Genomic DNA, 20274 nt, shown 5'->3' on the forward strand with positions numbered 1-20274 from the left:
CATGGCTGCGCGCGCTCCCTCGCGGGAGCGGCGCGCGGCATCACACGGCGTGTGCGTTAAACGGTCATCGGGTTGGGCTTGGACGGATCGAGGTTGTACTTGGCAATCGCGTCCGCGACCACCTTGCGCTCGATCGTGCCTTCGTCGGCCAGCGCGTTGAGCGCGGCGACGGTGACCCAGTGACGGTCGACTTCGAAGAAGTGACGCAGCTTCTCGCGGGTATCCGAGCGGCCGAAGCCGTCCGTGCCCAGCACGACGAAGCGGCGATCGATCTGGCCGCGGATCTGGTCGACCAGCGCGCGAACGTAGTCGGTCGACGCGATGACCGGGCCCTGCGTGTCCTTCAGGCACTTCTGCACGTGCGACAGGCGACGCTCTTCGGTCGGATGGAGCAGGTTCCAGCGTTCGACCTGGTGGCCTTCACGCGCGAGCTCGGTGAAGCTCGGCACGCTCCACAGATCGGCGGCAACGCCCCAGTCGTTCTTCAGCAGGTCGGCGGCAGCGATCACTTCGTTGAAGATCGTGCCCGCGCCGAGCAGCTGGACGCGCGGCGCCTTCTTGTCGGCGTCGGCCTTCTTGAACGCGTACATGCCCTTGATGATGTCGGCCGCCACGTGCTCGCCCTGCGGAATCGCCGGGTGCTCGTAGTTCTCGTTCATCACCGTGACGTAGTAGTACACGTCTTCCTGGTCCTGCACCATGCGGCGCAGGCCGTCCTGGATGATCACCGCGAGTTCATAGCCGAACGTCGGGTCGTAGCTCACGCAGTTCGGCACCGATGCCGCCCACAGGAGCGAGTGGCCGTCTTCGTGCTGCAGGCCTTCGCCGTTCAGCGTCGTGCGGCCCGCGGTACCGCCGAGCAGGAAGCCGCGCGAACGCATGTCGCCTGCGGCCCAGGCGAGGTCGCCGATCCGCTGGAAGCCGAACATCGAATAGAAGATGTAGAACGGCACCATGATCTCGCCGTGCGTCGAGTACGACGTCGCCGCCGCGATCCAGTCGCACATGCCGCCCGCTTCGTTGATGCCTTCCTGCAGGATCTGGCCGGTTTGCGATTCCTTGTAGAACATCAGCTGGTCGGAATCTTCCGGCACGTACTTCTGGCCTTCCTGGTTCCAGATACCGATCTGGCGGAACAGGCCTTCCATGCCGAACGTACGCGATTCGTCCGGGACGATCGGCACGACGCGCTTGCCCAGCGCCTTGTCCTTCAGCAGGATGTTCAGGATCCGCACGAACGCCATCGTCGTCGAGATCTCGCGGCCTTCGCCCGTGCCCTTCAGCAGCGGCTCGAACGCGTCGAGCGCCGGCACCGGCAGCGACGTCGCCTTCTCGCGGCGATGCGGCAGGTAGCCGCCGAGGTCCATGCGCTTCTGGCGCATGTATTCGAGTTCCTTCGAGCCTTCCTCGAACTTGAGGTACGGCACGTCGGCGATCTGCTCGTCGGTGATCGGCAGGCGGAACTGGTCACGGAACTTCTTCAGTTGCTCGACCGGCAGCTTCTTCTGCTGGTGCGTGATGTTCATCGCCTGGCCCGACTCGCCCATCCCGTAGCCCTTGATGGTCTTCGCGAGGATGACGGTCGGTGCGCCCTTCGTGTTCGTGGCTTCGTGGAACGCCGCGTAGATCTTGTGCGGATCGTGGCCGCCGCGGTTCAGCGCCCAGATGTCGTCGTCCGACCAGTCGGCAACCAGTGCCTTCAGTTCAGGCGTGTTGAAGAAGTGCTCGCGAACGAACGCGCCCGACTCCGACTTGTACGTCTGGTATTCGCCGTCGACGGCTTCCATCATGCGGCGCATCAGCGCGCCCGACTTGTCGCGGGCGAACAGCGCATCCCAGCGGCTGCCCCAGATGACCTTGATCACGTTCCAGCCGGCACCGCGGAATTCCGATTCGAGTTCCTGGATGATCTTGCCGTTGCCGCGCACCGGGCCGTCGAGACGCTGCAGGTTGCAGTTGATCACGAACACGAGGTTGTCGAGCTTCTCGCGGCTCGCCATCCCGATCGCGCCGAGCGATTCCGGTTCGTCCGTCTCGCCGTCGCCGAGGAATGCCCACACCTTGCGGCCTTCCGTCTTCGCGATGCCGCGTGCTTCCAGGTACTTCATGAAGCGCGCCTGGTAGATCGCCATGATCGGGCCGAGACCCATCGACACGGTCGGGAACTGCCAGAAGTCCGGCATCAACCACGGGTGCGGATACGACGAGATGCCCTGGCCGTCGACTTCCTGGCGGAAGTTGTCGAGCTGCTCTTCCTTCAGGCGGCCGAGCAGGAACGCGCGCGAATATACGCCCGGCGACGAGTGGCCCTGCACGAACACGAGATCGCCGCCGTGCTGGTCGGACGCTGCGTGCCAGAAGTGGTTGTAGCCGACGTCATAGAGCGTCGCGGCCGATGCGAACGACGCGATGTGGCCGCCGACGTTCGTGTCCTTGCCTGCGCGCAGCACCATCGCCAGCGCGTTCCAGCGCGTGTACGAACGGATGCGGTGCTCGATGTCCTGGTCGCCCGGGATCTTCGCCTGGCCGGCGACCGGAATCGTGTTGATGTACGGGGTATTGGCGGAGAACGGCAGGTGTTCGCCGTGCATGCGGGCGAACTCGATCTGCTTTTCGATCAGGTAATGCGCACGGCCGGTGCCCACGGAGGAGATCACGCCATCGAGCGACTCCAGCCACTCGACGGTTTCTTGCGGGTCGTCGTCACGTTCGGCGGCGACATATTTCATCACTTCGTTCGGTACAGCGGACATTCTCGTCTCCTGGGTCCTGGAATGTGAGGATCGCTCTCGTGCAGACGACGCGACACGGCCGGCTGCGGGCAAGCTCCAGCGGATTGTAATGAGCGTGCACGGGCCTGCGCAACAAAATTTTCGAATTGTGAGATCTTTTCTCGCAATGCGAAATATTGCTGCGCTGCACCCATATTTCGGGGCTCTCCGGCACGTGTCGTCGGAACAAAACCGTTTCCGTTCAACATATCCGGTATAGGTTTTCCATGTATTGCGCTGCGCTACAATCCTGCCATGTTGACCGATCGGCTTTTCGCACGCTCGGCGCGACCGCCGGGCCCGCCGGCGGAGTCGCAGCCGTCCCGTTGGCACCACGGACCGTGGTGGTCCAACTCCTATTTGTTGACGCCGCTGCTGTCGATCCTGGTGTTCCTCGTGGTGATGAGCCTCATCCTGTGGAGCCTGAATCGCCGCGAACAGCAGCAGCAGGAAGACACCCTGTTCCGTAACGTCGCGTGGGCGCAGCAGCAGATCCGCCTGTCGATGACGGGTGCGCAGGAACAGCTGCAGGCGCTGTCGCGCGATCTCGCATCGGGCCGCCTCGACCAGAACGCATTCCAGATGGCCGTCGCGGACGTGATGCAGACGCATCCGGAAATCCTCTACCTGAACTGGTACACCGCGCCCGGCGTGCAGCGCTGGCCGACCGTGCACCCGCCGTTGCTCGGCCAGCGGCTCGCGAAGCCCGGCGACGCGCAGATGCAGGACGCCGTGCGCGGCGCGTACGACGAGGCGCGCAGCACGCGCCGCCAGGCCTATTCGCCGCTGATCTACGACGACTTCGGCAACGGCTTCATCACGCTGCAGACGCCGGTGATGCGCGGCGACCGCGAATATCTCGGCTCGATTGCCGCCGTGTTCTCGGTCGAGGGCATCCTGAAGCACGACATCCCGCAGGAACTGTCGTCGAAGTACAAGATCTCGATCACCGACGCGAACAACCGCGAGCTGTCGTCCACGTCGACGCGCCCGCGCCTGCCGCGCGATTCGCACTACGACCTGCCGCTCGACCCGCCCGGCCAGGGGCTGACGGTGCGCGTGTACGCATTCCCGCAGCTCACGAACCTGACCAACAACACGCTCGTGTGGCTCGTCGCCGGCCTGTCGTGCTTCGTGCTGTGGAGCCTCTGGAGCCTGTGGAAGCACACGCGCCAGCGCTTCGAGGCGCAGCAGGCGCTGTACGCCGAGGCGTTCTTCCGCCGGGCGATGGAGAACTCGGTGCTGATCGGCATGCGCGTGCTCGACATGCACGGCCGCATCACGCACGTGAACCCCGCGTTCTGCCGGATGACCGGCTGGGACGAAACCGACCTGGTCGGCAAGGTCGCACCGTTCCCGTACTGGCCGCGCGACGCCTACCCGGAAATGCAGCGCCAGCTCGACATGACGCTGCGCGGCAAGGCGCCGAGTTCGGGCTTCGAGCTGCGCGTGCGGCGCAAGAACGGCACGCTGTTCCACGCGCGCCTGTACGTGTCGCCGCTGATCGACAGCTCGGGCCGCCAGACCGGCTGGATGTCGTCGATGACCGACATCACCGAGCCGAAGCGCGCACGCGAGGAACTCGCGGCCGCGCACGAGCGCTTCACGACGGTGCTCGAAAGCCTCGACGCCGCGGTGTCGGTGCTGGCCGCCGACGAAGCCGAGCTGCTGTTCGCGAACCGCTACTACCGCCACCTGTTCGGCATCCGCCCGGACGGCCATCTCGAGCTGTCGGGCGGCGGCTTCGACCGCGCGCAGGCCTCGTCCGACTCGATCGACATGGTCGACGCGTTCGCGGGCCTGCCGGCCGCCGCGCTGACGAGCAGCACCGCCGATGCGCAGGAGGTGTACGTCGAGAGCATCCAGAAATGGTTCGAAGTGCGCCGCCAGTACATCCAGTGGGTCGACGGCCACCTCGCGCAGATGCAGATCGCCACCGACATCACCACCCGCAAGAAGGCGCAGGAACTCGCGCACCAGCAGGAAGAGAAGCTGCAGTTCACGAGCCGATTGATGACGATGGGTGAAATGGCGTCGTCGATTGCTCACGAATTGAATCAGCCGCTCGCCGCGATCAACAACTACTGCTCCGGCACGCTCGCGCTCGTCAAGAGCGGCCGCGGCACGCCCGAGACGCTGCAGCCCGCGCTGGAAAAGACCGCGCAGCAAGCGCTGCGCGCCGGGATGATCGTCAAGCGGATTCGCGAATTCGTGAAGCGCAGCGAGCCGAAACGCCAGCCGGCAAGGGTCGCGGACATCGTCGCCGACGCGGTCGGGCTTGCCGAAATCGAGGCCAGAAAGCGCAGGATCCGGATCGTCACGGAAATCCTCGCAAGAATGCCTATTATTTATGTCGACCCCGTGCTGATCGAGCAGGTGTTGATGAACCTGATGAAGAACGCGGCCGAGGCGATGGCCGACGTGAAGCCGGCGGCGGCGGACGGCGTGATCCGCGTCGTCGCCGACATCGATGCGGGCTTCGTCGACATCCGCGTGATCGACCAGGGTCCGGGCGTCGACGAAGCGACCGCCGAGCGCCTGTTTGAACCGTTTTACAGCACCAAGTCCGATGGCATGGGCATGGGGCTGAACATCTGCCGTTCGATCATCGAATCGCATCGGGGGCGTCTGTGGGTGGTCAACAACGTCGAGCCGGATGGCCGCATTTCCGGCGCGACGTTCCACTGCAGCCTGCCCATTGGGGAACCCGCTGATCTCGGCCAAGGGGGGCGCGAGGCATCGGCATCACATACCGTTACGGGAGAACTATGAATAGCCCTGTCACCACCACTCAGGAAACCGTCTTTGTCGTTGACGACGACGAGGCCGTACGGGACTCGCTGCGCTGGCTGCTGGAGGCGAACGGCTATCGCGTGCAATGCTTCTCGAGCGCGGAGCAGTTCCTCGATGCATACCAGCCGGCGCAGCAGGCCGGCCAGATCGCATGCCTGATCCTCGACGTGCGGATGTCGGGCATGAGCGGTCTCGAGCTGCAGGAACGCCTGATCGCCGACAATGCCGCGCTGCCGATCATCTTCGTCACGGGTCACGGCGACGTGCCGATGGCCGTGTCGACGATGAAAAAGGGTGCGATGGACTTTATCGAGAAACCGTTCGACGAAGCCGAGTTGCGCAAGCTCGTCGAGCGGATGCTCGACAAGGCCCGAAGCGAAAGCAAGAGCGTCCAGGAACAGCGTGCCGCGAGCGAACGCCTGTCGAAGCTGACCGCGCGCGAGCAGCAGGTGCTCGAACGCATCATCGCGGGCCGCCTGAACAAGCAGATCGCCGACGATCTCGGCATCAGCATCAAGACGGTCGAAGCGCACCGCGCGAACATCATGGAAAAGCTCAACGTCAACACGGTGGCCGACCTGCTGCGCCTCGCGCTGTCGAAGAAGCAGGCCTGAGCGTCGACGCCGGCCGCGGCGGCGCTGCCCGCCCGGCCTGCAACCGGTGTTTGCCGCCCCGCGCGATGCGGCCCACTCGCGCGGCGGCGGCCTTTCCTCCCGGCGCACGCGCCGCGGTCATGACGCTTCCCGTTGATTCCCTGTCGGACGGCAGCAGGCGAACGGTATAATTGCGTGCTTTGCTACGGCGCTTCGGGTGCCGTACGCCCGCATTCCAACTTCCCGGCAGGACCACCACCATGACAGCCCTCCTCATCGACGGCAACGCCCTTTCGAAGACCCTGCGCGCGCAGGCTGGCGAACGCGCCGCCGCCCTGACCGCACGCGGCCACCAGCCCGGTCTCGCGGTGATCCTCGTCGGCGAAAACCCGGCGAGCGAAGTCTATGTGCGCAACAAGATCAAGGCGTGCGAGGACAACGGTTTCTTCTCGCTGAAGGATGCGTACCCGGCCACGCTGTCGGAAGCCGGCCTGCTCGCGCGCATCGACGAACTGAACCGCGACCCGAAGATCCACGGCATCCTCGTCCAGCTGCCGCTGCCCGCGCATATCGACAGCCACAAGGTGATCGAGGCGATCGCGCCGGAGAAGGACGTCGACGGCTTTCACGTTGCGAACGCCGGCGCACTGATGACCGGCAAGCCGCTGTTCCGTCCGTGCACGCCGTACGGCGTGATGAAGATGTTCGAAGCGCATGACATCGCGCTGCAGGGCGCGAACGCGGTCGTGATCGGCCGTTCGAACATCGTCGGCAAGCCGATGGTGATGATGCTGCTCGACGCCGGTGCAACCGTGACGATCTGCCACAGCAAGACGCGCGACCTCGCCGCGCACACGCGGCAGGCCGACATCGTGGTCGCCGCGGTCGGCAAGCGCAACATCCTGACCGCCGACATGGTGAAGCCGGGCGCGACGGTGATCGACGTCGGCATGAACCGCGACGACGCGGGCAAGCTGTGCGGCGACGTCGATTTCGCGGGCGTGAAGGAAGTTGCCGGCCACATCACGCCGGTGCCGGGCGGCGTCGGCCCGATGACCATCACGATGCTGCTGATCAACACGATCGAAGCGGCCGAGCGCGCCGCTGCTGCCGCAGCCTGACACCCCGCCCGTTCAGCCGGCGCGCAGTTCCGTGCGCCGGCGTCTCGCCAGCCGCATCGCCGCGGCTGCGCCGCACCGGTCGCCAGCGGCCGGCCTCCTCCGCCGGCCGCCCGTCGCCGGAAGCCCGTCGCCGGAAGCCCGTCGCCCCGCATCCGACCCTGCGTCAATCGCGTCATTAGAAACTAACGATTGGAAAGCGCACGATGCGCCCCAATAATGTCGGTATCGGGCGCCATCGCGCCTAGCCGCCGTTACCCTTTTCATCCCGGTTCATCCGGCAACAGACAGGGAGTCTTATGTCCGCCAGCGCCACTACCAATCCGCTCCTCGACTTCTCCGGCCTGCCCCGTTTCGGCGAAATCCGCCCGGAACACGTGACGCCCGCGCTCGACACGCTGCTCGATGCCGCCAGCCGCGCGGTCGAAGCCGCGAGCGCGAACGCGACGCCGCCGACCTGGGCCGCCGTCGTCGAGACGGTCGAGCACGCGACGGAGCCGCTCGGTCGCGCATGGGGCATCGTCGGCCACCTGAACGCAGTCGCCGACACGCCCGAACTGCGCGCCGCCTACGGTGAAAACCTGCCGCGCGTGACCGAATTCTGGTCGAGCGTCGGCCAGAATCTCGCGCTGTACGAGAAGTACAAGGCGATCGCCGCGAGCGCCGAATACGCGACGCTGTCCGCCGAGCGCAAGAAGATCCTCGACAACGCGCTGCGCGATTTCCGCCTGTCGGGCGCCGAGCTGCCCGAGGACCAGAAACCGCGCTTCGCGGAACTGCAGGAGCAACAGGCCGCCCTGTCGAAGGCGTTCTCCGACCACGTCCTCGACGCAACCAACGCGTACGCGCACTTCGTCGAGGACGAGGCCGACCTGGCCGGCCTGCCCGGCGACGCGATCGAAGCCGCCCGCGAAGCCGCGCAGAAGGACGCCAAGGACGGCTGGAAATTCACGCTGCACTTCCCGTCGTACTTCCCGGTGCTGCAGTACGCGGACAACCGCGCGCTGCGCGAGACGCTCTACCGCGCGTATGCAACGCGCGCGTCGGAGCTCGGGCCGCAGTACGGCGACGGCAAGGCCGAATGGGACAACACCGCAATCGTCGCCGACGAGCTGAAGCTGCGCCGCGAAGAGGCGCAGATGCTCGGCTACCGCAACTTCGCCGAAGTGTCGCTCGCGCCGAAGATGGCCGAATCGCCGCAACAGGTGATCGCATTCCTCGAGGATCTCGCGACGCGCGCGCGCCCGCACGCAGACAAGGACTGGGACGAGCTGCGCGCATTCGCCGCGAAGGAACTCGGCCTGACCGAACTCGCGCCGTGGGACGTCGCATACGCAGCCGAAAAGCTGCGCCAGCAGCGCTACGCGTTCTCGGAAAACGAGGTCAAGCAGTACTTCCCTGAGCCGGCCGTGCTGAAGGGCCTGTTCAACGTCACCGAGACGCTGTTCGGCGTGCGGATCAAGGCGGACGATGCGCCGGTATGGCACAAGGACGTGCGCTTCTTCCGCGTCGAAAACCGCGACGGCTCGCTCGTCGCGCAGTTCTATCTCGACCTGTACGCACGCGAAGGCAAACGCGGCGGCGCATGGATGGACGACGCACGCTCGCGTGCGAAGCGCGGCGGCGACGTGCAGACGCCGGTCGCCTACCTCACCTGCAACTTCTCGGCACCGATCGGCGGCAAGCCCGCGTGCTTCACGCACGACGAAGTCATCACGCTGTTCCACGAGTTCGGCCACGGGCTGCACCACATGCTCACGCGCGTCGACGAGCTCGGCGTGTCGGGCATCAACGGTGTCGAATGGGACGCGGTCGAGCTGCCGTCGCAGTTCATGGAAAACTTCTGCTGGGAATGGGACGTGCTGTCGTCGATGTCGTCGCACGTCGATACGGGCGCCACGCTGCCGCGTGAGCTGTTCGACAAGATGATCGCCGCGAAGAACTTCCAGAGCGGGCTCGGCACGCTGCGCCAGATCGTGTTCTCGATGTTCGACATGCTGCTGCACGTCGACTTCGACCCGGCCGGCGCCACCGGCGTGACCGCGTTCGCGCGCGAGATCAACGAGCGCTATCACGTGATCCCGCAGGCAGCATTCTCGCGCTGGCCGAACACGTTCAGCCACATCTTCGCGGGCGGCTACGCGGCCGGCTACTACAGCTACAAGTGGGCCGAGGTGCTGTCGGCCGACGCGTACGCGGCGTTCGAGGAAGCGGCCGCCCAGAGCGGCAGCGTGCTCGACGCGGCCACCGGCACGCGCTATCGCCGCGAGATCCTCGAGGTCGGCGGCAGCCGCCCGGCGATGGATTCGTTCAAGGCGTTCCGCGGCCGCGAGCCGGAAATCGATGCGCTGCTGCGCCACAACGGGATGGCCACGCCCGCGCACTGAGCGCGCCGCCCGGCCGTTCCGGCCACATCGACAGGCACCGCTTCGGCGGTGCCTTTTTTCATGGTGCGGGCGGGTCGTCGTCGAACAGCGAGAATTGCCCGTGGCGCTCGGCCGTGTCCTCGTCGATGCGCACGCCGACGCCGAGCAGACGCACGGCCTGCGCGCGGCGCTGCAACCCCTTCGCGAGCAGCGTGACGGCCATCTCCGCATTCGTCGCATCGGCCACGCACTCGACCGTCGTGCGCTGGAAATCGGCGAAACGGATCTTCACGTACAGCTTGCGGATCGACCGCGCGGCGCCCGCGCGCGCAATCCGCGCGTCGAGCTGCACGACGAGGCGGCGGATTTCGTCCGCGCATTGTTCGAGCGTCGTCAGGTCGGTCACGTAGGTCGTCTCGACGCTGACCGACTTGCGCTCCTGGTCGGCCTGCACGGGCCGTTCGTCGATCCCGCGCGACAGTTCGTACAGCCGCCGCCCGAATGCGCCGAACTCGCGGTGCAGGTCGATCAACGGCCAGTCGCGCAACTGCGCGCAGGTCTGAATGCCGAGCCGGTCGAGCCGCGTAGCCGTCACCTTGCCGACGCCGTGCAGCTTGCGCACCGGCAGCGCCGCGACGAACGCGTCGATCTCGTGCGGCCGCACGACGAACAGGCCGTCCGGCTTGTTCCAGTCGGACGCGATTTTCGCGATGAACTTGTTCGGCGCGACGCCGGCCGATACGGTCACGCCGACCGTGTCGAACACGCGCTGGCGGATCTCGCGCGCGATCAGCGTCGCACTGCCCTGGCACCGGTCCGACCCGCTGACGTCGAGGTACGCCTCGTCGAGCGACAGCGGCTCGACGTCCGGCGTGTAGTCGCGATAGATCGCCATGATCTGCCGCGACGCCGCGCGGTACTTGTCCATCGCGGACGGCAGGATCAACAGGTCCGGACACTTGCGCATCGCGAGCGCCGACGACATCGCCGAATGCACGCCGTAGCGCCGCGCCTCGTAATTGCAGGTCGCGATCACGCCGCGCTGGTCGGGCCGGCCGCCGACCGCGAGCGGCCGGTTGCGCAGCGACGGGTCGTCGCGCATCTCGACCGACGCGTAGAAGCAATCGCAGTCGCAGTGAATGATCTTGCGCATGCGCGGCAGCGCGTCGCCCGGCGGCGGCGCGTGCGAATCGGCAGGCGGAATGGTGGACGGGTTCACGGTGCCGATACTGTACAAAAACACAGTGCCGGTTTCAACTGCCGCGTACGCCCGGCGCCGGCCGGCCGCAGCCGGCTGCGCCGTACCGGCCCGCTTGGCGGGGATCGTACCGGTCGGGCGCGGGCAGCGGCGCCTATACTCGTCTGCCGCGACACACGAAACGAAAAGGTGACGGATGAAGACGATCGGACTGATCGGCGGCATGAGCTGGGAATCGTCGGCCGAGTACTACCGGATGATCAACCGGCACTCGAAGGCGCTGCACGGCGGGCATCACAACGCGAAGAGCGTGCTCGTCACGGTCGATTTCGCGGAAATCGAAGCGCTGCAGCGCACGCACGACTGGGTGGCGCTCGGCGAACGGATGGCCGACGCCGCACGCCAGCTCGAAGCGGCCGGCGCCGATCTCGTCGTACTGACGACCAATACGATGCATCGCGTGCACGACGTGATCGAAGCCGCGGTGACGCTGCCGTTCCTGCATATCGCCGATCCGACCGGCAGCGCGCTGCGCGACGCGGGCGTCGAGCGCGTCGCCCTGCTCGGCACGCGCTACACGATGGAATTGCCGTTCTATGCGGAGCGGCTGCACGCAAGATTCGGCATGGAAGTGCTCGTGCCGGACGAACGCGGGCGTGACGACGTGCACCGGATCATCTACGACGAGCTGTGTCACGGCGTCATCTCGGCGGAATCGCGCGCGACGTATGTGTCGATCATCGAGGCACTGGCGAAGCGCGGCGCGCAGGCCGTGATCCTCGGCTGCACGGAAATCACGCTGCTGATCGGCGCGGACGATTCGCCGCTGCCGGTGTTCGACACGACCGCGCTGCATGCGAAGGCAGCCGTGGAGTGGGCTGCGCGATAACCGCGATCGCGATCGGCGCGCAGAAAACAAAAAACCCGGCACGGAGCCGGGTTCTTGTCGACGAAGCGCGCATCGGTCACTTGCGCGGCACATCGTCTGGTGTGCTTGGTTGCGGGGGTAGGATTTGAACCTACGACCTTCGGGTTATGAGCCCGACGAGCTGCCAGACTGCTCCACCCCGCGTCAGAGAAATAAATTATAGGGTGAGGAAGTACTCACGTCAATACTTTTGTCACAATTTCTTCTCCCCTCTGCCAGACGGCGTTGCATGCCCCCTGCTCCGCGTCGCGCATTGCACGCGTTCGCACCGCATGCTCGCGGTAAGATGGCGGCCTTCGCATTCACGCCGCACGCACACTCCCGTTCATGAAAATCGCCACCTGGAACGTCAACTCGCTCAACGTCCGCAAACAGCACGTGCTCGACTGGCTCGCGCAAAGCGGCACCGACGTGCTGTGCCTGCAGGAACTGAAGCTGCCGGACGAGAAATTCCCGCGCGCCGATCTCGAGGCAGCCGGCTACCGCAGCTGGTTCACGGGCCAGAAAACCTACAACGGCGTCGCGATCCTCGCGCGCGCGTCGCTGAACGTCGACGAATCGGACGTCGTGCGCAACATCCCCGGCTTCGACGATCCGCAGCAGCGCGTGATCGCCGCGACGGTCGACGGCGTGCGCATCGTGTCCGCGTACTTCCCGAACGGCCAGGCCCCCGACTCCGACAAGTTCGTCTACAAGATGCAGTGGCTCGACGCGCTGCAGGCATGGCTGCGCACCGAACTGCAGCGCTACCCGAAGCTCGCGCTGCTCGGCGACTACAACATCGCGCCGGAAGACCGCGACGTGCACGACCCCGCGAAATGGGAAGGCCAGAACCTCGTGTCGCCGCAGGAGCGCGCGCACTTCGCGCAATTGATCGAGCTCGGCTTCGTCGATGCGTTCCGCCGCTTCGAGCAGCCCGAGAAAACCTTCACGTGGTGGGACTACCGGATGATGGCGTTCCGCCGCAACGCGGGGCTGCGCATCGACCACATCCTGCTGTCGCCGGCGCTCGCGGAAACCTGCACGTCGTGCGAGGTCGACCGCACGCCGCGTACGTGGGAACAGCCGTCCGACCACACGCCCGTCGTCGCGATCGTCGGCTGATCGTCCCATCCGCCCGCGCGCGTTCAGCGCCGCGCGGGCGCCGGCCCGAGATGGGCCCACAGGAAGCCGAACTCGGCCGCATCGGCTTCCGCGCGTTCCAGGTCGTCGGCACTGCCGTGGCCGCCGTCGGTGTTCTCCCAGTACCACACCCGTTCATGACCGAGCGCATGCATGCGTGCGGCCATCTTGCGCGCGTGCGCGGGATGCACGCGGTCGTCGCGCGTCGACGTCGTCAACAATAACGGCGGATACACGACACCTTCGCGCACGCGGTGATACGGCGAATACGCGGCCAGCGCCGCGCCTTCGCGCGGATCGTCCGGATCACCGTATTCGTCGAGCCACGCGGCGCCCGCGTGCAGCTTCGGATAACGCCGCATGTCGAGCAGCGGCACGCGGCACAGCACCGCACCGAACAGCTCCGGCCGCTGCGCCATGCACGCGGCGACCAGCAGCCCGCCGTTGCTGCCGCCCTCGATCCCGAGCCGGATGGCGGTCGTCACGCCGGTCGCGGCCAGATCCTCGGCCACCGCGATGAAATCGTCGAACGAACGCTGCCGGTGTTCGCGCTGCGCATCGACGTGCCAGCGCGGCCCGAACTCGCCGCCGCCGCGGATATGCGCGAACGCCATCACGCCGCCGCGCTCGAGCCACGCGATGCCGAACGCGTCGCTGTAGCCCGGCAGGTTCGGGATCGCAAAGCCGCCATAGCCCGACAGCAGACACGGCCGCGCGACGCGCGCGGCGCCGTCGGCCGCATCGAGTGCATCGCGCGGCCCGATCAGCGTGTACGGCACCATCGTGCCATCCTGCGAGCGCGCGCTCGCGCGGCGCACGACGAGTCCGGCCGCATCGAACTGCACCGGCGGCCGGTCGAGCAGCACACGGCGCGACGGCGCATCGTCCGCGCGATCGGCAAGATCGGCCAGCCAGCACTCCGGCGGGTCGAGATAGGTGTCGACGTCGACGTACACCTCGTCGTTCAGCGTCGCCTCGACGGGCTCGACGTCGATCTGCGCGTCGCCCGGCCACTCGAACGGCCGCGCATCCCACGTCCACGTACCGTCGCCGGCCTGCCGCGGCTGCCACAGCATCGTGCGGTTGTGCACGTCGTCGAGCCAGCTCGCGATCAGCGTCGTGCGCGTGTGCGTCCACGTGCACGCGGACGTCGTCGGCTGGGGCGCGAACAGCGTCGTGAATTCGCGCGCTCCGGCGAGGAACGCCTGCTCGCGGATCGCGAGCAGCGAGCCGCCCGCATGGCGCACGCCGTCGCAGTCCCAGTCGAGGCGTGGCTCCAGCACGAGCCAGCCCTCCCAGAACCCGACTTCGACATGCGTCGGCACGTCGTAGCGCGCCCACTCGCCCGCGTCGGTCAGCCAGTACGCATGCGCGTCGAAGAAGTCGACGCTGCGCCACGCGACGTGGCGGTTGTCGATCGGGTCGAACCACGCGCCCGCGCTGATGTCATCGGGTTCGCCGCTGAAGACGACGGGCGCATCGGCAAGCGCCGTGCCGCGCACCCAGCGTCGCGCTTCATACGGATAACCGGCCGCGGTCGCATGCGCTTCGCCGCGATCCCAGCTCACGTAGACGGTATCGCGGTCGATCCAGCCGACCGTGTGATGGCCCGGCTCGTCGATCGTGAACCCGCCGTCGACGAAACGGCGTTCGACGAGATCGAACTCGCGCACGACGACCGCATCGGCGCCGCCCGGCGACAGCGACAGCAGCGCGCGATCGCCGTCCGGATACAGGATCGCGTCCTGCTCGAACACCCACGATTCGCCCTCTTCGGCACCGAGCGCGTCGACGTCGAGCAGCGTTTCCCACGCAGGTTGACCGGCACGCCAGTCGTCCCAGCGCGTGCGGCGCCACAGCCCCTTCGGATGGAGATCGTCCTGCCACAGGTCGTACGCCCAGTCGCGCCAGCGGGTCGGAATCACCGGGCGTTCGCGCGGCAGATAGGCCTTGGCGAGACGCGCGGTCAGCGCGCGATACGCGTCGTCGTCGCGCAGCACGGCGCGCGTACGCGCATTCTGCTCGTCGACCCACGTGCGGGCGCGTTTGCTGTCAAGCGCTTCGAGGAAACGGAACGGGTCGGCCCCGGCGGGCCAGCGGAAGGAATCGGACATTGAAGATCGGCGGAATGGCAAACGGCGTGCAAACCGCGATTATGTCCGATCGCGGCATGCGCGACGCCGCGCATGCCGCAAATCGTGCTCAGGGCTCCAGGTGGAGTTCCTGGATCTTGCGCGTGATCGTGTTGCGGCCGATGCCGAGCCGCTCCGCGGCCTCGACCTTGCGGCCGCGCGTGAAGTCGAGCGCCTCGCGAATCACGGCCGCCTCGAAGCGGCGCGCGAGCTCGTCCATCACATCGGCCGAATTCTCGCGCAACAGCCGCGCGACTTCGGTACGCAGGCCATGCTCCCACACCGGGTAGCCGGCCGGCGCGCTGCCGTTCGGCGCGGCCGCGACGGGCACGGCCGCCGCCGGCGTCGCACCGATCGCGAGCGGTACGCCCGCGGCGTTGCCGCCGTTGCCGAGCGCATCCGCGCCATCGCCCGTTGCGACGACCGGCGCACCGGACGCGCCGGCCGGCACGAGGTCCGGCGGCAGGTCCTTGATCTCGACCGTCTGCGCGGGCGCCATCACGGTCAGCCAGTTCGCGAGGTTCTCGAGCTGCCGTACGTTGCCGGGAAACGCGAGCGACGTCAGATACACGAGCGCTTCATCGGACACGCGCTTCGGCTCGACGCCGAGATCGCGCGCGCTCTTCTGCAGGAAGTGGCGCGTCAGCAGCGCGATGTCCTCGCTACGCTCGCGCAGCGGCGGCAGGCGCAGCCGGATCACGTTGAGCCGGTGGTAAAGGTCCTCGCGGAACAGCCCCTGCCGCACGCGCGACTCGAGATTCTGGTGGGTCGCGGCGATCACGCGCACGTTCGCGCGCAGCGGGTTGTGCCCGCCGACCCGATAGAACTGCCCGTCCGACAGCACGCGCAACAGGCGCGTCTGCAGGTCGAACGGCATGTCGCCGATTTCGTCGAGGAACAGCGTGCCGTTCTCGGCTTGCTCGAAGCGGCCCTGCCGCGTCGTCTGCGCGCCGGTGAACGCGCCGCGCTCATGGCCGAACAGCTCGGATTCGAGCAGGTCCTTCGGAATCGCCGCGGTGTTCAGCGCAATGAACGGCCCGTTCGCGCGCGGGCTGTGGCGATGCAGCGCCCGGGCGACGAGTTCCTTGCCGGTGCCCGACTCGCCGGTGATCAGCACGGTCGCGGCCGAATGCGACAGGCGGCCGATCGCGCGGAACATGTCCTGCATCGCGGGCGCCTGGCCGAGCATCTCGGGCGCCTCGGCCACGCGCTCGTCCTGCGGCGCGCCGCCGCGCAGGCTTTCCTCCACCGCACGGCGGATCAGCTCGACGGCCTTGTCGACGTCGAACGGCTTCGCGAGATACTCGAACGCGCCGCCCTGGAACGCCGCAACGGCGCTATCAAGGTCGGAGAACGCCGTCATGATGATGACGGGCAGGCCCGGCAGGCGCTCGTGCATCGCCTGCAGCAACTCGAGGCCCGAGCCGCCCGGCATCCGGATGTCGGACACGAGTACCTGCGGCGTCTCGTGGTCGAGCGCGGCCAGCGCATCGCGCACGTTCGCGAAGCTCTTCGTCGCGAAGCTGTCCCGGGCGAGTGCCTTTTCAAGCACCCAGCGGATCGATTGGTCGTCGTCTACTATCCAGATCGGCTTCATAGGTCGGTCAGATTTGGGTGAATCCGGTGAATCGCAAGTCGCCGCTCAATGATCGAGCGGCAGCAGAATCTGAAATTCGGTACGTCCGGGCCGGCTTTCGACCTCGATCATCCCGTCGTGCTGCTGCACGAAAGTCTGCGCAAGCGTGAGGCCGAGCCCGCTGCCGTCTTCGCGCCCGGACACGAGCGGATAGAAGATCCGGTCGCGGATCTCTTCCGGAATGCCGGGCCCGTTGTCGATCACGTGCAAGTCCAGTGCCAGCCGGTACAGGCGCTTCGCGATCGTCACCTTGCGCGCGATACGCGTGCGCAGCTCGATCTTCGCGTCGCCCTGCGCGATCCGTTCGCGCAGCGCCTGCGCCGCATTGCGGACGATGTTGAGTAGCGCCTGGATCAGTTGCTCCTTGTCGCCGCGCAGGTCCGGCACGCTCACGTCGTAGTCGCGCTCGATCGTGAGCCCGCGCGGAAATTCCGCGAGCATCACCGCGCGCACGCGTTCGCACACTTCATGAATGTTCACGTCGCCGACGATGTGCGGATGCCGGTGCGGCTCCAGCAACCGGTCGACGAGCGTCTGCAGGCGATCGGATTCCTTGATGATCACCTGCGTGTATTCGCGCAACTCGCCGCGCTCGCGCTCGCCCAGTTCGAATTCGAGCAGCTGGGCTGCGCCGCGAATGCCGCCGAGCGGGTTCTTGATCTCGTGCGCGAGGTTGCGGATCAGCTGCTTGTTGACCGCGGTCAGGTCGTGGATCCGCTCTTCCCGGTCGGTGCGCGACTGGCGTTCGTTCTCGAACAGCTCGACCAGCACGAAATCGGGCGCGGTCTCGAGGAAGCCGACGATCGCATGCACGTGCAACGGTTCGCGGCCGGGCCGGTCGAGCACGGTATCGAGGTGCGTCGCGTGAAAGCGCTCCTCGCCGATCGCGGTGATCGTCGATGCCAGCTCGTTCGCGTTCGGAAAAATCTCGCCCCACGGCCGCTGCGCGAGTTGCCGGCGCGAGATGTCGAGCATCGCCTCCGCCGACGGGTTCGCAAACGCGATCCGCAGCGTCTTGCGGTCGAGCACGATCACGACCGTCGGCAGCGCTTCCAGCCCCGCCAGCAGGCCCGAGCGTGAGAGCCGCTCGTCGTCCGTCAGTCGCTCGGGCTGCCCCGTTTTCGCCTTGATCAGATTCTTCAGAACCATCTGCGTGCTTGTCGCGCCTCACCGGGCCAGAAAAATGAAAATCGTCGGAACAAAAAAGGGACGGCTGGACGCCGTCCCCTTTCAGACTCCGCCGTTCCCGCCGCGGCCCACGCGACGGGAACGAACCGGCATGACGGCGCTGAATCGAAGCGCCATCGCCGATTAGAGCGAGTAGTACATCTCGAACTCGATCGGGTGCGTCGTCATGCGGAACTTCGCCAGCTCCTGCTCCTTCAGCGCGAGGTAGGCATCGAGCATGCCGTCCGTGAACACGCCGCCGCGCGTCAGGAACTCGCGATCCTTGTCGAGCGCTTCGAGAGCCTGGTCGAGGCCCGCGCAGACGGTCGGGATCTTTGCATCTTCTTCCGGCGGCAGGTCGTACAGGTTCTTGTCCGCTGCTTCGCCCGGATGGATCTTGTTCTGGATCCCGTCGAGGCCGGCCATCATCAGCGCCGTGAAGCACAGGTACGGGTTCGCCATCGGATCCGGGAAGCGCGTTTCGATACGGCGGCCCTTCGGGTTCGACACGTGCGGAATGCGGATCGAAGCCGAACGGTTGCGTGCCGAGTAAGCGAGCTTGACCGGTGCTTCGAAGTGCGGGACCAGACGCTTGTACGAGTTCGTCGTCGGGTTCGTGATCGCGTTCAGTGCACGGGCGTGCTTGATGATGCCGCCGATGTAGAACAGCGCCAGTTCCGACAGGCCTGCGTAGCCGTTGCCTGCGAACAGGTTCTGGCCGTCCTTCCAGATCGACTGGTGAACGTGCATGCCCGAACCGTTGTCGCCGACGACCGGCTTCGGCATGAACGTCGCCGTCTTGCCGTACGAGTGCGCGACGTTATGGATGATGTACTTCGACCATTGCGTCCAGTCGGCGCGCTCGACCAGCGTCGAGAACTTCGTGCCGATTTCGTTCTGGCCCTGGCCCGCCACTTCGTGGTGGTGCACTTCGACCGGGATGCCGAGCTGTTCGAGCAGCAGGCACATTTCCGAACGCATGTCCTGGAACGTGTCGACCGGTGCGACCGGGAAGTAGCCGCCCTTCGTGCCCGGACGGTGGCCCGTGTTGCCGCCTTCGAATTCCTTGGCCGAAGACCACGGTGCTTCTTCCGAGTTGATCTTCACGAAGCAGCCCGACATGTCCGTGTTCCACTGGACCGAGTCGAAAATGAAGAATTCCGGTTCCGGACCGAAGTAGGCCGTGTCACCGATGCCCGTGCTCTTCAGGTACGCTTCGCCGCGCTTCGCGAGCGAACGCGGATCGCGCTCGTAGCCCTTGCCGTCGGCCGGCTCGACCACGTCGCAGGTCAGCACGAGGGTCGACTCTTCATAGAACGGGTCGACGAAGGCTGCGTTCGGATCCGGCATGAGCAGCATGTCCGACGCCTCGATGCCCTTCCAGCCCGCGATCGACGAACCGTCGAATGCATGACCGCTTTCGAACTTGTCTTCGTCGAACGCCGAAACCGGCACCGACACGTGCTGTTCCTTGCCGCGCGTGTCCGTGAAGCGGAAATCGACAAACTTGCAGTCCTCGTCCTTCACGAGTTGCATGACGTCGGCGACGGTTTTACTCATAACCTCTTCTCCTGATTAGAACAATTCCGGCGGACTGGGAACCGCCTCGTTTATCGAGCTGACCGGGGTCTTGCTTTGGCGCAGCGCGCCCCGATTCGACCGAATTCTATATAGCAGCTTCCGTGCCATCTTTGCGAGCGACCGGAACAAATCGCGCCGGGGCTCGCCACGACAGGGCTGTGCTGCGCGATTCCGGGGCTTCGCGCTGCACCGGCCGTTTGCCGCAAGCACTGCAATGGTGCAATCGCTACGGCCCACCGCGACCGCAGAATCATTCTGGTGCATGCGCGCCATTTTGCACTCTTTTGGTGAACGCGTGGCCATGCGCGCACCGTCCTGCATGCGGGCGCCCGTGCCGCGACGCCGCGCTAGAATGTTCGTTTGACCGATACGGAGACTCCCTGCCATGAGTACGCTCGACCAGCTTTACGCGAAGGCCGACGAACGCCGCGCACAAGACGCGCTCAACTACGCCGGCGCGCTGCTGCCGGCCGAGGCATTCGAACTGCTGCAGCTCGACCCGTCCGCGCGCCTCGTCGACGTGCGCACGCGCGCCGAGCTCGACTGGATCGGCCGCCCGCTCGTCGGCGACGGCCAATACCTGCACCTCGAATGGACGCGCTACCCGGGCGGCGTGCCGAACGCCGAATTCGTCAACGAACTGAAGGCGGCCCTCCCGGCCGATACGCCGCTCCTGTTCCTGTGCCGCAGCGCCGCGCGCTCGAAACTCGCCGCGGTCGCATCCACGCAGGCCGGCTTCACGAAGGCGTTCGACCTGCTCGAAGGCTTCGAGGGCGCGAAGGATGCCGAAGGCCACCGCAAGACGGTCGACGGCTGGTGCTTCCGCAAATTGCCGTGGATCGGCGCCTGACGGCGCACTGCGCCGACCG

13 protein-coding genes and 1 tRNA gene are annotated in these 20274 nt (G+C 66.5%); 7 read left to right on the forward strand and 7 right to left on the reverse strand.

Features of this window, described 5'->3' with window-relative positions; all coding sequences use genetic code 11:
• Positions 1 to 56: 56 nt before the first annotated feature.
• The gene (gene aceE, locus BLA15945_RS24280; RefSeq protein WP_174993529.1) at positions 57 to 2753 is read right to left on the reverse strand and encodes a pyruvate dehydrogenase (acetyl-transferring), homodimeric type; all 2697 of its coding nucleotides are present in this window, start codon (positions 2751 to 2753) and stop codon (positions 57 to 59) included.
• Between the two features lie 273 nt (positions 2754 to 3026).
• Between aceE and fixL the strand changes: the two genes are divergently transcribed.
• The 4 genes from fixL (at position 3027) to BLA15945_RS24300 (ending at position 9662) form a co-directional block, all read left to right on the forward strand.
• Positions 3027 to 5543 carry an oxygen sensor histidine kinase FixL gene (gene fixL, locus BLA15945_RS24285; protein WP_059233707.1) on the forward strand — a complete coding sequence of 839 codons (2517 nt, stop codon included), beginning with the start codon at positions 3027 to 3029 and terminating at the stop codon, positions 5541 to 5543.
• Positions 5540 to 6178: an oxygen response regulator transcription factor FixJ gene (gene fixJ, locus BLA15945_RS24290; protein ID WP_006493245.1), complete on the forward strand. Its 639-nt coding sequence runs from the start codon at positions 5540 to 5542 to the stop codon at positions 6176 to 6178. Before fixL ends, fixJ begins: the two co-directional genes overlap by 4 nt.
• Positions 6179 to 6417: 239 nt before the next feature.
• Complete coding sequence (gene folD, locus BLA15945_RS24295; protein WP_174993530.1) at positions 6418 to 7278, forward strand: bifunctional methylenetetrahydrofolate dehydrogenase/methenyltetrahydrofolate cyclohydrolase FolD; 861 nt, start codon at positions 6418 to 6420, stop codon at positions 7276 to 7278.
• 296 nt (positions 7279 to 7574) lie between these two features.
• Entirely contained in the window at positions 7575 to 9662 is a 2088-nt protein-coding gene (locus BLA15945_RS24300; protein ID WP_059233705.1) for a M3 family metallopeptidase, read from the forward strand.
• 58 nt (positions 9663 to 9720) lie between these two features.
• Here the strand turns inward: BLA15945_RS24300 and dinB are convergent, their stop codons facing one another.
• Positions 9721 to 10884, reverse strand: a complete 1164-nt coding sequence (dinB, locus tag BLA15945_RS24305) for a DNA polymerase IV (protein ID WP_174993531.1) — start codon at positions 10882 to 10884, stop codon at positions 9721 to 9723.
• Positions 10885 to 11035: 151 nt separating this feature from the next.
• Here dinB and BLA15945_RS24310 point away from each other — a divergent pair, with 151 nt between their 5' ends.
• Complete coding sequence (locus tag BLA15945_RS24310) at positions 11036 to 11728, forward strand: aspartate/glutamate racemase family protein (protein ID WP_174993532.1); 693 nt, start codon at positions 11036 to 11038, stop codon at positions 11726 to 11728.
• Positions 11729 to 11834: 106 nt separating this feature from the next.
• Here BLA15945_RS24310 and BLA15945_RS24315 read toward each other — a convergent pair.
• Positions 11835 to 11911, reverse strand: a tRNA-Met gene (locus tag BLA15945_RS24315).
• Between the two features lie 183 nt (positions 11912 to 12094).
• On the opposite strand from BLA15945_RS24315, the gene xth reads away from it, so the two are divergent.
• Positions 12095 to 12871: an exodeoxyribonuclease III gene (xth, locus tag BLA15945_RS24320; protein WP_059233702.1), complete on the forward strand. Its 777-nt coding sequence runs from the start codon at positions 12095 to 12097 to the stop codon at positions 12869 to 12871.
• A 23-nt stretch (positions 12872 to 12894) separates the two neighbouring features.
• Here the strand turns inward: xth and BLA15945_RS24325 are convergent, their stop codons facing one another.
• The 4 genes from BLA15945_RS24325 to glnA all read right to left on the reverse strand — a co-directional run bounded on the left by BLA15945_RS24325 (position 12895) and on the right by glnA (position 19384).
• Positions 12895 to 15003, reverse strand: a complete 2109-nt coding sequence (locus BLA15945_RS24325) for a prolyl oligopeptidase family serine peptidase (RefSeq protein ID WP_174993533.1) — start codon at positions 15001 to 15003, stop codon at positions 12895 to 12897.
• Between the two features lie 88 nt (positions 15004 to 15091).
• On the reverse strand, positions 15092 to 16618 hold the full coding sequence (gene ntrC, locus BLA15945_RS24330; protein WP_174993534.1) for a nitrogen regulation protein NR(I): 1527 nt from the start codon (positions 16616 to 16618) through the stop codon (positions 15092 to 15094).
• A gap of 45 nt (positions 16619 to 16663) precedes the next feature.
• Positions 16664 to 17806 (reverse strand): nitrogen regulation protein NR(II), encoded by a 1143-nt coding sequence (gene glnL, locus BLA15945_RS24335; protein ID WP_059233699.1) that lies wholly within the window; start codon positions 17804 to 17806, stop codon positions 16664 to 16666.
• 162 nt (positions 17807 to 17968) lie between these two features.
• Positions 17969 to 19384, reverse strand: coding sequence for a type I glutamate--ammonia ligase (gene glnA / locus BLA15945_RS24340; RefSeq protein ID WP_059233698.1), 1416 nt, complete (start codon positions 19382 to 19384; stop codon positions 17969 to 17971).
• A gap of 406 nt (positions 19385 to 19790) precedes the next feature.
• Here glnA and BLA15945_RS24345 point away from each other — a divergent pair, with 406 nt between their 5' ends.
• Positions 19791 to 20255, forward strand: coding sequence for a rhodanese-like domain-containing protein (locus BLA15945_RS24345; RefSeq protein ID WP_174993535.1), 465 nt, complete (start codon positions 19791 to 19793; stop codon positions 20253 to 20255).
• Positions 20256 to 20274: the final 19 nt, after the last annotated feature.

It is taken from the genome of Burkholderia arboris (assembly GCF_902499125.1).
GTDB classification, from domain to species: Bacteria; Pseudomonadota; Gammaproteobacteria; order Burkholderiales; family Burkholderiaceae; genus Burkholderia; species Burkholderia arboris.